The organism is Bradyrhizobium sp. 199 (genome assembly GCF_023073355.1).
Lineage (GTDB): Bacteria > Pseudomonadota > Alphaproteobacteria > Rhizobiales > Xanthobacteraceae > Bradyrhizobium.
The window spans coordinates 1,112,154-1,128,750 of record NZ_JADPJI010000002.1 but is presented as its reverse complement, the minus strand read 5'-3'; the positions used below and the strand labels follow the sequence as shown (position 1 = coordinate 1,128,750).

9 protein-coding genes are annotated in these 16,597 nt (G+C 64.1%); 7 read left to right on the top strand and 2 right to left on the bottom strand.

What is annotated here, in order from left to right; all coding sequences use genetic code 11:
• The first annotated feature begins 11 nt into the window (after positions 1-11).
• Genes treS through treY form a run of 5 tightly spaced genes read left to right on the top strand, consistent with a single transcriptional unit; the run spans position 12 to position 12,048 of the window.
• Positions 12-3,305: a maltose alpha-D-glucosyltransferase gene (gene treS / locus IVB28_RS05360; RefSeq protein WP_247524995.1), complete on the top strand. Its 3,294-nt coding sequence runs from the start codon at positions 12-14 to the stop codon at positions 3,303-3,305.
• On the top strand, positions 3,298-5,436 hold the full coding sequence (gene glgB, locus IVB28_RS05355; RefSeq protein WP_247524994.1) for a 1,4-alpha-glucan branching protein GlgB: 2,139 nt from the start codon (positions 3,298-3,300) through the stop codon (positions 5,434-5,436). Before treS ends, glgB begins: the two co-directional genes overlap by 8 nt.
• Before the next feature lie 3 nt (positions 5,437-5,439).
• Positions 5,440-7,518 carry a glycogen debranching protein GlgX gene (gene glgX / locus IVB28_RS05350; protein WP_247524993.1) on the top strand — a complete coding sequence of 693 codons (2,079 nt, stop codon included), beginning with the start codon at positions 5,440-5,442 and terminating at the stop codon, positions 7,516-7,518.
• Positions 7,515-9,266, top strand: coding sequence for a malto-oligosyltrehalose trehalohydrolase (gene treZ / locus IVB28_RS05345; protein WP_247524992.1), 1,752 nt, complete (start codon positions 7,515-7,517; stop codon positions 9,264-9,266). The genes glgX and treZ overlap by 4 nt, the downstream gene beginning before the upstream one ends.
• A 1-nt stretch (position 9,267) precedes the next feature.
• Positions 9,268-12,048, top strand: a complete 2,781-nt coding sequence (treY, locus tag IVB28_RS05340; protein WP_247524991.1) for a malto-oligosyltrehalose synthase — start codon at positions 9,268-9,270, stop codon at positions 12,046-12,048.
• A 2-nt stretch (positions 12,049-12,050) separates the two neighbouring features.
• Here treY and IVB28_RS05335 read toward each other — a convergent pair whose 3' ends face one another.
• Positions 12,051-12,368, bottom strand: coding sequence for a polyhydroxyalkanoic acid system family protein (locus IVB28_RS05335; protein WP_247524990.1), 318 nt, complete (start codon positions 12,366-12,368; stop codon positions 12,051-12,053).
• A gap of 179 nt (positions 12,369-12,547) precedes the next feature.
• Here IVB28_RS05335 and IVB28_RS05330 point away from each other — a divergent pair, with 179 nt between their 5' ends.
• The gene (locus tag IVB28_RS05330) at positions 12,548-12,712 is read left to right on the top strand and encodes a DUF3309 family protein (RefSeq protein WP_007595743.1); all 165 of its coding nucleotides are present in this window, start codon (positions 12,548-12,550) and stop codon (positions 12,710-12,712) included.
• 130 nt (positions 12,713-12,842) lie between these two features.
• Here IVB28_RS05330 and ligD read toward each other — a convergent pair whose 3' ends face one another.
• A complete protein-coding gene (ligD, locus tag IVB28_RS05325; RefSeq protein WP_247525348.1) occupies positions 12,843-15,542 on the bottom strand; it encodes a DNA ligase D in 2,700 nt (899 codons plus the stop codon).
• A 117-nt stretch (positions 15,543-15,659) separates the two neighbouring features.
• On the opposite strand from ligD, the gene IVB28_RS05320 reads away from it, so the two are divergent.
• Positions 15,660-16,541, top strand: a complete 882-nt coding sequence (locus tag IVB28_RS05320) for a Ku protein (RefSeq protein ID WP_247524989.1) — start codon at positions 15,660-15,662, stop codon at positions 16,539-16,541.
• The last annotated feature ends 56 nt before the right edge of the window (positions 16,542-16,597 follow it).

The following is a 16,597-nucleotide window of genomic DNA, read 5'->3' as shown; positions in this document are numbered from 1 at the left end:
GGGGCCACGCCATGAATGTTCTATCTTCCGTCGACACCAAGAAGGCTGAGGTTGCCGAGATCGTGGATGAACTCTGGTACAAAGACGCCATCATCTACCAGCTCCACGTCAAGGCCTTCGCGGACAGCAACAATGACGGCATCGGCGATTTCGCCGGACTGACCGAGAAGCTGCCCTATCTGCAGGAGCTCGGCGTCACGGCGCTGTGGCTGTTGCCGTTCTACCCCTCGCCCGGCCGCGACGACGGCTACGACATCGCCGACTACGGCTCGGTCAATCCCGATTTCGGGACGATGAAGGACTTCAAGCGCTTCATCCAGGAAGCGCAGAAGCGGGGCCTGCGCGTCATCACCGAGCTCGTCGTCAACCACACGTCGGACCAGCACAGATGGTTCAAGCGCGCGCGCCGCAGCCATCCGGGCTCCAGCGCTCGCAACTGGTATGTCTGGAGCGACACCGACCAGAAATACCAGGGCACGCGCATCATCTTCACCGACACCGAGAAGTCGAACTGGACCTGGGATCACGAGGCCGGCGCGTTCTACTGGCACCGGTTCTTCTCGCACCAGCCGGACCTCAATTTCGACAATCCGCGCGTGGTCAGCGCGCTGATCCAGGTGATGAAGCGCTGGCTGGACGCCGGCGTCGACGGCTTCCGGCTAGATGCCATTCCCTACCTGTGCGAGCGCGAGGGCACCTCGAACGAGAACCTGCCCGAGACGCATGCCATCATCAAGCGACTGCGCCAGGAGCTGGACTCCTACTCAAAGGGCAAGCTGCTGCTGGCCGAGGCCAATCAATGGCCAGAGGACGTGCAGGAATATTTCGGCCGTGGCGACGAGTGCCACATGGCCTATCACTTCCCGCTGATGCCGCGCATCTACATGGCGATCGCTCAGGAGGACCGCTTCCCGATCACCGACATCCTGCGCCAGACGCCGGACATCCCGGCGAGCTGTCAATGGGCGCTGTTCCTGCGCAATCATGACGAGCTGACGCTGGAGATGGTCACCGACGTCGAGCGCGACTATCTCTGGACCACCTACGCCAATGACCCGCGCGCCCGCATCAATGTCGGCATCCGCCGGCGCCTCGCGCCGTTGATGGACAACGACCGGCGCAAGATCGAGCTGATGAACTCGCTGCTGCTGTCCTTCCCCGGCACGCCGATCATCTATTACGGCGACGAGATCGGCATGGGCGACAACATCTATCTCGGCGACCGCAACGGCGTGCGCACGCCGATGCAGTGGAGCCCGGACCGCAACGGGGGTTTCTCCCGCTGCGACCCGGCCCGCCTTTACGCGCCGCTGATCATGGACCCGGTCTACGGCTATGAATCGGTCAACGTGGAAGCGCAGTCGCGCAGCCTGTCCTCGCTGCTCAGCGCCACCAAGCGGCTGATCTCGGTGCGCAAGTCGACGCTCGCCTTTGGCCGCGGCACCATGACCTTCATCCGCCCGGCCAACCGCGCCGTGCTGGCCTATGTCCGGCAATATCGCGACGAGGTGATCCTTTGCGTCGCCAATCTCTCGCGGGCAGCTCAAGCGACCGAGCTCGATCTGTCGCCGTGGAAGGACCGCATCCCGCAAGAGATGCTCGGCCGCACCCGCTTCCCCGCGATCGGCGAGCTGCCTTACATGATCACGCTGGGTCCTTACGGCTTCTACTGGTTCCAGCTTCAGGAGCGCGACAAGTCCGAGCCGGTGACGCCGCGCGCGGTGCCGGAATTCGAGACGCTGGTGGTGCCGGTGAATTCCAACTGGGTATCGCTCGCCCGCGAGCGCGGCGTGTTCGAACGCGACGTGCTGCCGGGATTCTTGTCGCGGACACGGTGGTATCCCGAGCACAATCCCAAGCAGATCAAGACCACGCTGACCTCGGCCGTGCCGTTCTGCGACATCGGCGACAACAGGCCCTGGATCGCGTTTTTCGAGAGGGCGGACCACAACGCCGCGCGGCGTTACGTGCTGCCGATGCAGATCGAGTGGGTGCGCTTCGATCGGGAGCGCTTCAACCCCAAGGCGCTCGCCGCCGTGCGCCAGGGTGCACGCGAAGGCACGTTGCTCGACGTCGCGACCGATCAGATCTTCATCGGCCTGTTCCTGCGCAACCTGTCGCAGAATCTGGTGGTTGAGGAGAACAATCTGCGGCTCGAGTTCAAGGCGACCAGCCGTTTCGCCGACTACACCATCAAGGAGCCCGAACGGATCCGCGCGATCGAGCAGTCGAACAGCACCGCGCTGGTCGACAACCAGTACGTCGCCAAGCTCTATCGTCAGCTCGAAAGCGGCATCAATCCCGAGATCGAGATCGGCCATTATCTCACCGAGGTCGCGCGTTTCGCCAATACGCCGGCGCTGCTCGGCAGCGTCGAGCTGGTCGAGGGCAATCAGCGCAGCGCGCTCGGCGTGCTGCATGCCTATGTCGAGAACCAGGGTGACGGCTGGACCGTGACCACGGGCTATCTCGACCGCTATATCGACGAGCAGCGCGTGTTGTCCGCGGACGAAACACCCCGCGAGACCCAGGAGCAGGCGCTCTACCTGCACTTCATCGCGCAGATCGGAAGGCGGCTCGCCGAGATGCATGTCGCCCTGGCCGCGGCGAAGACGGACGATCTCGCCCCGGAGCCGATCGGCCCTGTGCACGTCGAGCGGTTCGTGTCCGACCTCAAAGCGCGGGCCGGAAGGATTTTCGAGCGGCTGGTCGACAGCCGCGACGGCCTGCGGGAGGCGGACCGCCCGCTGATCGACCGGCTCGCCGCAGTACGCGCGACCCTGCCCGGCCAGCTCGATGCGCTATTGGGTTCCGAGATCGGCGGGTTGAACATCCGTCATCATGGCGACTTCCGCCTGGGGCAAACTCTGATCGTGAAGGACGATATCTTCATCATCGACTTCGACGGCGATCCGCGTCTGCCGCTGGCCGGCAAGCGGCGCAAGCTGCCTGCCGCGCGCGACGTCGCCGGCATGATCCGCTCGATCGATATTTCGGTGAACGCAGCGCTGAATCGCGCGCTCACGGGTGCCTCCGACGAGCAGGGCCGGCTCACGGCCGCGCTCGACAAATGGCGCGAGCGAGCCGCCGCAACCTTCCTGTCCGCCTATCGCGACGCCATGACCGATCGGCGGCTATGGCCTGAAGATTCGCAATCTGCGGAAGGCCTGTTGAGGTTCTTTTTGCTTGATCAAGCGTTCAATGAAGTAGAGTACGAGCTGTCCCACCGGCCTGAGGGGCTCCATGCGCCGCTGACCGGACTGCTTCGCATTCTGTCCAATACCGAGAGCGAAGCCCATGCCTAAACTCCCTGCCGAAGCCTATGCGATCATCGAGGGCCGCCACTCCGACCCCTTCCACTATCTGGGGCTGCACCCTGAGGGCGGCAGAAGCGTGGTGCGCGCGTTTCTGCCCGAGGCCTCCAATGTCGAGGCAGTCGGCGAACATGGCGAGGTCGCCTCGCTCGACCGCGTGCACGATGCCGGTCTGTTCATCGGTGCCCTGCCCAACGGCTCCAAGCGCTACCAGCTGCGCGCAAAGTTCGGCGGCAATGTCGTCGAGTTCGAGGATGCCTATCGCTTTCCGCCGGTCCTGACCGATTTCGATCTCTATCTGCTCGGCGAAGGCACCCACCAGCGCCTCTACGACAAGCTCGGCGCGCATCCGATGCGGCACGAAGGCATCGACGGCATCGGCTTCGTGGTGCTGGCGCCGAATGCCCGGCGCGTGTCCGTGGTCGGCGATTTCAATTTCTGGGACGGGCGACGCCATCCGATGCGGGTGCGCGGCGCCGGCTACTGGGAACTGTTCATCCCGCATGCCAAGGCTGGCGATCACTACAAGTTCGAGATCATCGGACCGCACGGCCATCTGCTGCCATTGAAGTCCGATCCCATGGCGTTCGCCAGCGAGGTGCGGCCGAAGACGGCTTCCATCGTGTTCGACGAGGCGCATCTGCCGCGGCCGCGCCCGGCACCCGACGGCATCAACGCGCTGTCGGCGCCGATGTCGATTTACGAGGTTCACCTCGGCTCATGGCGCCGCAAGAACGGCGAGGAATGGCTGAGCTATCGCGAGCTGGCTGAGCAGCTGCCGGCCTATGCCCGCGACATGGGTTTTACCCATCTCGAATTTCTCCCCGTCAGCGAGCATCCCTTCGACGGCTCCTGGGGCTATCAGCCGACCGGCCTCTATGCCCCGACCAGCCGGTTCGGCACACCGGAAGATTTTGCGGCCCTCGTCGACGCCTGCCACCGCGAAGGCGTCGGCGTGCTGCTCGACTGGGTGCCCGGTCACTTCCCGGACGATCCGCATGGCCTTGGCAGCTTTGACGGCACCGCGCTTTACGAGCACGCCAACCCGCTCCAGGGCCGTCACCTCGACTGGGGCACGCTGATCTACAATTACGGCCGCACCGAAGTAACGAACTTCCTGGTGTCGAACGCGCTATTCTGGCTGGAGCGCTACGCGATCGACGGGCTGCGCGTCGATGCGGTGGCATCCATGCTCTACCTCGACTACAGCCGCCCGCCGGGCGCGTGGGTCCCGAACCAGTATGGCGGCCGCGAAAACATCGAGGCAATCAACTTCCTGCGGCGCTTCAACACCGAACTGTTCGCCCGATTCCCGCAGGCCACCACGGCTGCCGAGGAATCCACCGCTTGGCCCCAGGTCTCGCGCCCGGTCGAATTCGGCGGGCTTGGCTTCGGCTACAAGTGGAACATGGGCTGGATGCACGACACGCTGAACTACATCAGCAAGGATCCGATCCACCGCAAGCATCACCACGGCGACATCCTGTTCGGCCTGCACTACGCCTTTTCGGAGAACTTCATCCTGCCGCTCTCGCATGACGAGGTCGTGCACGGCAAGCGCTCGATCCTCGGCCGCATGCCGGGCGACGAGTGGCAGCGCTTTGCGAATTTGCGCGCCTATTACAGCTTCATGTTCGGACATCCCGGCAAGAAGCTGTTGTTCATGGGCGCCGAAATCGCGCAGAGCCGCGAATGGAATCACGACCAGTCGCTCGACTGGCACCTGCTCGAATACAAATGCCATTCCGGCATCCAGGCTCTGATCCGCGACCTCAACCGGCTCTATCGCGCGGTGCCGGCGCTGCACCAGATGGACTGCGATCAGGCCGGTTTCGAATGGCTGATCACGGACGATGCCAACCGCAACGTGTTCGCCTGGCTGCGCAAGGGATTTGACGAGCACGCGCGGTGCATGGTGATCGTCAACTTCTCGCCGAACGTCTACCAGAACTATCGGGTTCGCGTGCCCTTTGGCGGCAAGTGGAAGGAAGTGCTCAACTCGGATTCCGCCCATTATGGCGGCAGCAATGTCGGGAACATCGGCGAAGTCCATGCCGAGGGCGGCGAAATCCGCCTCACCATTCCACCGCTCGCTGCGATCTTCCTCGTTCCGGAAAGCTGACACATGCGCCTGACTGCTGGATCGCCCGCACGCCTCGGCGCAAGCTGGGACGGACGCGGCACCAATTTCGCGCTGTTCTCGGCCAACGCACAGAAGGTCGAGCTCTGTCTGTTCGACAGCCAGGGCCGACGCGAGCTCGAGCGCGTCGAGCTGCCCGAGCGGACCGAGGATGTCTGGCACGGCTATCTCAACGACGTCTCGCCCGGCCAGCTCTATGGCTATCGCGTGCACGGTCCCTATGAGCCCGAGCACGGCCACCGCTTCAACGCCAACAAGCTGCTGCTCGACCCCTATGCCAAGCGGCTCTCGGGACGCCTGGTCTGGAGCGATGCGCATTTTGCCTACCGCACCGGGAGCCCGCGCGAGGATCTCTCCTTCGACCGCCGCGACAACGCGCGCGGCATGCCCAAGGCCGTCGTGGTTGACGAGACCTTCAACTGGGGCCGCCGCGAGATCCGTCCCAACATTCCCTGGGAAGACACCGTCATCTACGAGGCTCACGTCAAGGGTCTGACGCAGAAGCGCGACGACGTGCCGCCGAACCTGCGTGGCACCTATGGCGGCCTGTCCTCGCCGGCGATGATCGAGCACCTGAAGAAGCTCGGCGTCACTACCGTCGAGCTGCTGCCGGTACACAGCTTCGTCGACGACCGCATCCTGGTGGAGAAGAAGCTCGTCAATTACTGGGGCTACAACACGCTGTCCTTCTTCGCCCCCGAGGCGCGCTATGCCCAGGACAATGCGCTCGACTCGTTTCGCACCACTGTTGCGCGCCTGCACGATGCCGGCATCGAGGTGATGCTCGACGTCGTCTACAATCACACCGCCGAAGGCAATCACCTCGGTCCGACACTGTGCTACCGCGGCATCGACAACGCTTCCTATTACTGGCTGAACCGCGAGAACCCGCGCTACTACGACGATTTCACCGGCTGCGGCTCATCCGTGAACCTCACCCATCCTCGCGTGCTGCAGATGGTGATGGATTCGCTACGATACTGGGTCGAGGTCTGCCACGTCGACGGCTTCCGCTTCGACCTCGCCACCACGCTCGCGCGCGGGCCGAACGGCTTTGATCGCGGTATCTCGTTCCTGACCGCGATCCGGCAGGATCCGGTGCTGGCGACCGTCAAGCTCGTGGCCGAGCCCTGGGACCTTGGCCTCGGCGGTTACCAGGTCGGCGCATTCCCCTCGCAATGGTCGGAATGGAACGATCGCTATCGCAGCGCCATGCGTCGCTACTGGAGCGGCGAAGGCAGCCTGATCGGCGACATCTCAAGCCGCATGACGGCGTCCTCCGATCTGTTCAACCATGACGGCCGGCGGCCGCGCGCCAGCATCAACCACATCACCGTCCACGACGGCTTCACGCTCGCCGACCTCTTCAGCTACAACGAGAAGCACAACGAGGCCAACGGCGAGGACAATCGCGACGGCTCCAACGACAACCACAGCAACAATTGCGGTGTCGAGGGGCCGACCGACGATCCTGAGATCATCGGCCTGCGCCGCCAGCTTCGCAAGAACGTGCTGGCCTGTCTGATGCTCGCGCAGGGCGTTCCGCTGATCCTCGCCGGCGACGAGGTCGGCAATTCGCAATCCGGCAACAACAACGCCTATTGCCAGGACAACGAGATCGGCTGGGTCGGCTGGGACAATCTCGGCAAGGAGGGCGATGACATGGTCGATTTCGTCGCGCATCTCGCCGACATCCGCCGCCGGTTCTCGCAACTTCGCAGCCATCGCTGGCTGGACGGCCGCCCCAAGGACGGCATCTCCTACGGCGCGCTGTGGCTGACACCGGCGGGCGACGAGATGACCGAAAACGACTGGAAATTCCCCGAAGGCAGATTCCTCTCCTATGTGATGGGGCCGATGGAACCAGGCAGCGCCGCGATCTTTATCGTTCTGAACGCCGCGCCCCAAGAAATCGCATTCAAATTGCCCAAAATGACCGAATACAAAAGCTGGCAGCAGATCCTGAACACGACGGATGCCAAGCTGAACACGGCTGACTTCCAGCCCGGAAGCGACAGCAAGGCGCCGCCGCGCTCCGTGCTCGCCTTCGCGGGGGCTCTATGAGGCCATCCTTCGGGGCGAGGCCGACGAAGGAAGGCGTGTCGTTCCGTCTGTGGGCACCCGCCGCCCGCCGCGTCGACCTCCTGCTCGACCGAAGACACGCGATGCAGTGCCGCCAGGATGGCTGGTATGTCGCCGATATTGCCGGCCTTCCCGTGGGCAGTCGCTACAAGTTCAGGATCGATGACGAGATCGACGTGCCCGATCCGGCATCGGCGTTCCAGCCCGAGGACGTGATCGGCCCAAGCGAGGTGATCGATCACGACGCCTTTTCATGGCGCGCGCCCGATTGGCGCGGCCGCCCCTGGGAAGAGACGGTGCTGATCGAGACGCACGTAGGCACCTTCACCTCGACAGGCTCTTACCGCGCCATGATCGACAAGCTCGATCATCTCGCCGCAACCGGCATCACCACCCTGGAGCTGATGCCGCTGGCCGATTTCGCAGGCCGCCGCGGCTGGGGCTATGACGGCGTGCTGTGGTATGCGCCCGACAGCGCCTATGGCCGCCCCGAAGACCTGAAGACGCTGATCGACGAGGCGCATCTGCGGGGACTGATGGTGTTCCTCGACGTCGTCTACAATCATTTCGGCCCCGAAGGGAATTATCTCGGCCGCTATGCGCCGGCCTTCTTCACCGACGCGCACACGCCTTGGGGCCGAGCCATCGACTATCGCGTGCCGCAGGTGCGCGCCTTCGCGGCCGAGAATGCGCTGTCCTGGCTGAGCGACTACCGTTTCGACGGCCTCAGGCTGGATGCCGCCAATCACATCATGGCGGTCCCCGGCGAGCAGTCGATGTTGCAGGACCTCAGCGTTGCCGCCGGCGAGCTCGCCAAGGCGACGGGGCGGCAGATCCATCTCGTGCTGGAGAACGGCGACAATCGCGCCAGCCTGCTCGACGCCGCGCAAAATCCACCAAACGGCAAATATCGCGCGCAGTGGAACGACGATTATCACCATGTCTGGCACGTGATGCTGACCGGCGAGCTCGCCGGCTACTATGCCGACTACCAGACGCCGCGTATCGACCTCGCGCGCGCGCTGGCGTCAGGCTTCGTCTATCAGGGCGAGGTTTCGGAGTTCTGGGGCAAGAAACCGCGCGGCGAGCCGAGCGGCGAGCTGCCGCCGGCGACCTTCGTCAACTTCCTGCAAAACCACGATCAGATCGGCAACCGTCCGCTCGGCGATCGGCTCGAAAGCCTGGCATTGCCGCAGCAGATCGAAGCGGCGCTGGCGGTGACGCTGCTGGCGCCGATGGTGCCGATGCTGTTTCAGGGCGAGGAATGGGGCTCGACGGTGCCCTTCCCGTTCTTCTGCGATTTCCAGGGCGGCTTGGCCGATGCCGTCCGCAAGGGGCGCAAGCAGGAATATGCCTGGGCCTACGAGAAATTCGGCGACGAGGTGCCCGACCCGCTCGATCCGGCCACGTTGCAGTCGGCCGTGCTTGACTGGACCGGCCGCACGGCGGAGCAGGACGCACGACTCGCCTTGGTGCGGCAACTGCTCGCGGTCCGCCGCAAGGAGATCATGCCGCGGCTGAAGGGGGCGACTTTCGGCGACGCCAATGCTGCCGACAACGGACTGGTCACTGCGCATTGGCGCATGGGCGACGGCACGACGTTGCGCCTGACTGCCAATCTGGCGGACCAGGAGTTCACGTCCGACATCAGCGCGGGCAGACCGATCTGGGGCGGCGGGGCCGGCGAGCGGCTCCCGCCCTGGTCGGTGGTCTGGCACCTCGGAGGTTGACATGCCTCCCGCCATTCCTCTTGCGACCTACCGGCTTCAACTCACCGCCGATTTCGACTTCGACAAGGCCACAGCGATCGTTCCTTACCTCAAGGCGCTCGGAATTACGCATCTCTACGCCTCGCCGGTGATGAAGGCACGCAAGGGCTCGACCCATGGCTACGACACCGTCGATCACAGCCAGTTCAGCCCCGAGCTCGGCGGCGAGACGTGCTTCGCGCGGCTGAGCGAGGCCCTTAGGCAGAACGACCTCGGCCTCATCATCGACTTCGTGCCCAACCATGTCGGCGTTCATTTTGCCGACAATCCCTGGTGGCTGGACGTGCTGGAATGGGGCCAGGCCTCGCCTCACGCGGCCTCGTTCGACATCGATTGGGACCTGCTGCCCTACCGCGCCCGCGCCGGCGTGCTGCTGCCGATCCTCGGTGCATCCTATGGCGAGGCGCTCGAGCGCGGCGACATCGAGCCGCGCTATGATCCGGATCAGGGAAGCTTCTCCGCCTGGTATTTCGAGCATCGCCTACCCATCGCGCCGGAGCGCTATGGCGAGATGCTGCGCATGATCGTGAAGGAAGCGGATGCCGCCGAGACGGAGGCCGGCAAACGCCTGCTCTCGCTCGCAGCGCGATACACCGGACTGCGCCGCCCCAACCGCAAGGAAGCCCCCGCGTTCAAGACCGAACTCAGGGAGATCGCGGGTGCCGCCGAGATCATCGCACACGGACTTGCCGCCTATCGTGCCGCCAAGGATCGTCCCGCGCAGACGCTAGCGCTGCATCATTTGCTGGAGCGCCAGCATTACAAGCTCGGGCATTGGCGGCTCGCCTCCAGCGACATCAATTATCGCCGCTTCTTCGACGTCAACGGACTGGCAGGTCTGCGCGTCGAGGACGCGAGCACATTTGCCGCCACGCACCGGTTGGTGAAGCAGCTCATCGTCGACGGCAAATTGCAGGGAATCCGGCTCGATCACATCGACGGCCTGCGTGATCCCGCCCAATATTGCCAGCGCCTGCGCCGGCTGGTGCGCGACGCGCAAGGCAACACCAAGCCGTTCTACACGGTGATCGAGAAGATTCTGTGCGAGCACGAACGCCTGCCGCACTTCGCCGGCGTCCAAGGCACCACCGGCTATGAATGGATGAACGTCATCACCCAGGTGCTAGTCGACGCCAAGGGACTGGCGGCGCTGGACGAGACCTGGCGGCAGGTCAGCAACCGGCCGCCGCAGCTTGCGCCTTACGTGAAGGACGCCAAGCGGCGCGTGCTGCAGACGCTGCTCACCAGCGAATTCACCGTGCTGACGCGCCTGCTCGCGCGCATCGCCAACGGACATTACTCGACTCGCGATTTCTCCGCCGACAGCCTGCGCCAGGCGCTGGAACTCTATGTGCTTCATTTCCCGGTGTACCGCACCTATCTGACCAACAGCGGCCCGACGGCGCCCGACCGCAAGCTGATCGACGACACCATCGCGCGCGCCCGTTCGGAATGGTTCGCCGCGGACGAAGGCATCTTCGATTTCCTGCGCGACGCGCTGACCATGGACCTGCTCAAGCCCGGTCGTCCGCCCCACAGTGTCCCGCGCGTGCGCCGCTTCGCGCTGAAGCTGCAGCAATTCACCGGGCCGATGATGGCGAAGTCGCTGGAGGACACCGCGTTCTATCAGTTCCACCGGCTGCTCGCCCTCAACGAGGTCGGCGGCGACCCCGCCAGCACCGGCCTCACTGTTCCCGCTTTCCACGAGGCCATGCAGGCCCGCGCCAAGGAATGGCCGCAAGGAATGACGGCGACCGCCACGCATGACACCAAACGCGGCGAGGACGCCCGCGCGCGGATCGCGGCGCTCAGCGAAATTCCCGGCGAATGGACCAGCGCGGTTTCACGCTGGAAGGTATTGAACGCGCCGCACCTCACGCTTCAGGGCAATTTCCGCGCACCGTCGGCGACGTTCGAATACATGCTCTACCAGACGCTGCTCGGGGCCTGGCCACTGCAGGCGCCGGTCGATGCCGATTTCGTCGAGCGCATCCAGGCTTATGCGCTGAAGGCCGCGCGCGAGGGCAAGGAAGAGACCAGCTGGCTCAATCCGCATGAGGCCTATGAGAACGGCGTGAAGAGCTTCGTCGACAAGATCCTCGACCCGGCGCTGTCGGGCGAATTCCTGGAGGCGCTGCAAACGCTGGCCCGCCGCCTCGCACTGCTCGGCATGTTGAACTCTCTGAGCCAGCTCACCCTGAAGGCGACTCTGCCCGGCGTGCCCGACTTCTATCAGGGCACTGAATTCTGGGACCTGTCGCTGGTCGACCCCGACAACCGTCGCCCGGTCGACTTTGCCGCGCGGCACGCGGTGCTGAGCTCACTGAACGATCCGGATTGGCATGGTCTGGTCAAGAGCTGGCCGGACGGCCTGATCAAACTGGGCTGGACACGGCGTCTCCTCAAGCTGCGCAATGAGCTCGCCGACGTTTTCGCTCAAGGCGACTACGAACCGCTGGCGGTGCGCGGCGCACATGCCGACCATCTCATTGCCTTCGCCCGCCGCTACGGCCGCGCTGCCGCGATCGTCGTCGTCGGGCGTCAGTTCGCGCCGTTCACACAAGCCGGGCGGGAATGGCCCACGCTCGAAGGCTTCGACGCAACCGTTGATGTCACGGGCTATGCTGCGGCGAGTTTTGCAGGCAACGAACTGCCGCTCTCGCAGGCCTTCCGTGATTTTCCCGCCTTTGTCGTCGAGGCCCGCAGCACGAGCGCGGCGAACCCGCCCCGGCAACGCGGCTGAAGTTACTTGCCCCCGTCCTTGGTCAGCAGCAACTGGCCGCGCTTCTTGATCACGGCCTGCGCCATCTCGGCAAAGCGCTGCAACAGCCAGGGCAGCACCACCTCGACCCGGACCTGATCATCGCCGACGTCGACCTGACCGCTCGCGATCTGCCCGAGCGCGCGGATGCGGAAATTCATCGTGTCTCCGCTCCAGCTCTCTTGCTCGACCTGCATCACGGGAATGCTTGCCGCGGCACGGCCCAGTCCCGTTTTCAACCGGCGCACGGCCTCCTCGCGGCCAAGACGATGCGGAATCGAAACGACGAGCGGTGCTGACATGGCCCTCCCCTACTGTGATTGACTCTCACATAGTATGCCGGCCGCATGCACAAAGGTTCCATGCAAGTTGATCCTCCCGCATTGTTTCAAAGCCGGAACTTTAGAACCTGCGGCAAGTTGCCCCCGCACCACGGGACAGGTTGCAACGACCCTTTCAACAAAGGGCTGAGGAGATTTGCATGTCAATCGGTACGATCATTCTGATCATTCTGGTCATCGCCCTGCTTGGCGGCTTCAGCGGCATCGGCGGCGGCCCGTTCTATGGCACCGGCTATTACGGCGGCGGCGGCCTCGGGCTCGTCATCGTCATCCTGCTGATCTTGCTTCTGCTGGGAAGGATCTAGCGATACAGCGAGGATTTCGGGTGGGCAAAAGCGCTCTTGCGCCGTGCCCACTTTTCCTCGCCGCAACAAGAAGGTGGTGGGCACGCTTCGCTTTGCCCACCCTTACGGGGGTTGCGCCCGTCGCAAGGACCTACTTCCTTTTCCCTGACAGCTTCTTGATCGCCGCCTTGATCGATACGGCCGCATCCTCATAGCCCTCCCACGCCTTCGAGCGCGGCAGCAAGCCCGGCACGGTTCGCAGCGTATATCGCTTCGGATCGAGATCGCTCTTCACCTGCGCCCAGGTGACCGGCATCGACACCGTGGCACCCGCGCGTGCCCGCGGCGATAACGGTCCCACCGCCGTCGACATGCGGTCGTTGCGGAGATAGTCGAGGAAGATCTTTCCCTCACGCAGCTTCTTCGACATGTTGAGCAGATAGCGCTCTGGACTTTCATCGGCCATCCACTGGCAGACGCCTTGCGCAAAGGCCTTGGCTTCCTTCCAGCTCACCTGGTCGCGCGCGCCGTGGCGCAGCGGCACGACGACATGCAGGCCCTTGCCGCCCGTGGTCTTGCAGAAGCTCTCCATGCCGATATCGGTCAGCCGCTGCCGCATCTCCTTGGCCGCCTCCACCACACCGGCGAACCCGACGTCAGGCGCCGGATCGAGATCGAACACCAGCCGGCCCGGCGTATCATAGGCGTTTGGCGCGCAATTCCAGGGATGCAGCTCGACGCCGCCGATCTGCGCAACGGCGGCAAGCCCTTCGACGCGATCGATCTGCAAATAGGGTTTACGATCGCCCGAGACCTTGGCCAGCTCGATCAGGTTCGAAGTGCCCTGCATGGCATGACGCTGAAAGAACTTTTCGCCGCCGATGCCGTCGGGCGCACGCACGATCGAGCACGGGCGGCCCTTCAGATGATCGATCATCCAGGTCCCGACCGCCTCGAAATAGCGGGCGAGATCGAGCTTCGTCACGCCCTCGCCGTCACCGCCATCCGGCCAGAGCTCCTTGTCCGGCTTGGAGATGACGACGCCCATCACTTCGGCCGTGCCGGCGTCCTTCGATCGCTTGGCCGACTTCGCCACGCGCTTGCTGGCTGTGGGCTTGGCGAGCTCGGTGTCGGCTGGCGTCTCCGCCCCGACCTCCTCGGCGGGCTTGTCCTGCCGCAAGCCCTTGAACGCGGCCTGGCGGATATTGCCGTCGGCGGTGAATCCGGCGAACTCGATCTCCGCGACCAGCTCCGGCTTCAGCCAGTGCACCTCGCGGCTCTTCTTCGGTGCGTTCTTGCCGCCGAAGGGACTTTCCTTGGCCGCCATCGCTTTCAAGGACGGCATGATGCGCTTGACCTTGTCGGCGCCGAAGCCGGTGCCGACCATGCCGACAAAGGCGAGATGGTCGCCGCGATGCACGCCGGCCATCAACGAGCGGAATTTGCCGTTGGTGGTCTTGTAGCCGCCGATCACCACCTCATGCCCGGCGCGACATTTGGCCTTGACCCAGCTCTCGGTACGGCCGGAGCGATAGGGCGCGTCCAGCTTCTTCGACACCACGCCTTCGAGCTCGAGCTTGCAGGCCGATTGCAGCACCGCATCGCCGCCGCTCTCGAAATGCTCGACATAGCGGATCTGGCTCGATTTGCGCTTGCGGGATTCCAGCAGCTCCTTGAGCCGCGCCTTGCGCTCGCCGAGCGCCAGCCGGCGGTAATCCTGCCCCTCCGCGAACAGCAGGTCGAAGGCAAAGAAGATCAGCTCATCGGTCTTCCCGTCCGACAGCGCAGCCTGAAGTGAGGAGAAATTCGGCGCGCCGTTGTGGTCAAGCGCGACGATCTCGCCGTCGATCATCACGTCCGGCAGTGCAGCCGCCTCCTTGGCAATGGAGCCGAACTTGCCAGTCCAGTCGAGGCCTTTGCGCGTCTTCAGCGTCGCCTCGCCGTTCTCGACCCGGAGCTGCACGCGATAGCCGTCGAACTTGATCTCGTGGCACCAGCCCTCGCCGGCCGGCGGCCGCTCGACCAGCGTACAGAGCTGCGGCGCCACGAAGTCCGGCATCTCGGCCACCTTCCCAGCGTTGGTCGCGGTCGTCGCTTTCTTCTTTCCAGCCCCATTGAAGGTCCTGCTCTTGAAGGTCTTGCCGGCTTTCAATGCCGTGCGGGGGGCCGGCTTGACGGTTTGCCCTTTGGCTTCCTCGGCCCGGTTGGATTGCCAGACCGCATCGGCCTTGGTCTTGGCACCTTTCGCCAGCATGAACGGTTTCGGCGCGCGGCCCTTGCCTTCGGCGATCTGCTCCATCGCGCGGCCGGAGGCGATCGATTTATCTTCGTCGAGAATGTTATTGTCCGCACCCTCGCGGGCAAATTCGTCGCGGTGCTTGATCAGGAGCCAGTTGGTGCGCTTGCCGCCGGTGCGGTCGTTGCGCATGCGCACCAGCACCCAGCTCCCGTGCAGCTTGTCCCCATGCAGGGTGAATTTCAAATCGCCTTTCTTGAATCCGCGCTCGGCGTCTTCCGCTTCCCAGGTGCCGCGGTCCCACAGCATCACCGTGCCGCCGCCATACTGCCCTTCCGGAATGGTGCCTTCGAAATCGCCATAGTCGAGCGGATGGTCTTCCACCTCGACCGCCAGCCGCTTGTCGTGCGGATCGAGCGAGGGCCCTTTCGTCACGGCCCAGGACTTGAACACGCCGTCGAATTCGAGCCTGAGATCGTAGTGGAGCCGGCTCGCATCGTGCTTCTGGATCACGAATCGCCGCTGCTTCGACGGCGCCACTGCGGATTTGCCCGATGGCTCGGGCGTCTTCTCGAAATCACGCTTCTGTCGGTAAGTGGAGAGTTTTTGCAGCACGACCAGTCCCGCTTCTCTTTCGGCGTTCAAGCCTATCACGGCCAGACTCCCGCCCGGAACCAAAACCCGATGGCAGGGTTGGGGTTCCAAAACGCACTGAAAACGCTGGAGAATGGAATGGCACCGCGCGCCTATTGGAAGGGAACGTTGAAGCTGTCGCTGGTCAGCTGTCCGGTGGTGCTTTATCCGGCGACCACTGCGGCCGAGAAGACGCGGTTTCACCTGATCAACCGCGAGACCGGCAACCGGCTCAAGCAGCAGATGATCGATGCCGAAACCGGCGATGTCGTCGAGAGCGACCAGAAGGGGCGCGGTTACGAGCTGCGCAAGGGGAAATATGTCGAGATTGAACCGGAGGAGCTCGAGGCGGTCCAGATCGAGAGCAACCACACCATCGACATCGAGAGCTTCGTACCGAGCGAGGAGATCGACCAGCGCTATCTCAATCATCCCTATTACATCGCGCCCGACGGCAAGGCTGCGGTCGACGCGTTCGCGGTGATCCGCGACGCCATGAAGGACCAGGAACGCGTGGCACTCGCCAAGATCGTTCTCACCAACCGCGAGCACATCATGGCGATCGAGCCGCTCGGCAAGGGCCTGCTCGGCACCACGCTGCGCTTTCCTTACGAGCTGCGCGACGAAGGCGAGTTCTTCGGCGACATCAAGAGCCCGAAGATCACCAAGGACATGGTCGAGCTCGCCGGCCACATCCTGCAGACCAAGGCCGCGCATTTCGACCCCGGCAAGTTCAAGGACGAGTACGAGAACGCGCTGAAGGCGCTGGTGAAGCGCAAGGCCAGCGGCAAGAAGATCGAACTGCCCGAACCCGAGGAGCGGCCGAGCAACGTCGTCAATCTCATGGACGCGCTGAAGCAGAGCCTGAAGGGACGCGGCGGGAAGAAAGCCGCAAAGTCGCATCCGCGCCGTGCAACGGGGCGGCACGGAGCCGCGAAGAAGGCGCACCGGTCGACGGCAAGGCACAGGAAGGCGGGCTGACTTACTGCGTCGTTCCGAGAAGCTCTTGCGACGAAGCAATCCAGACGACCTCCGCG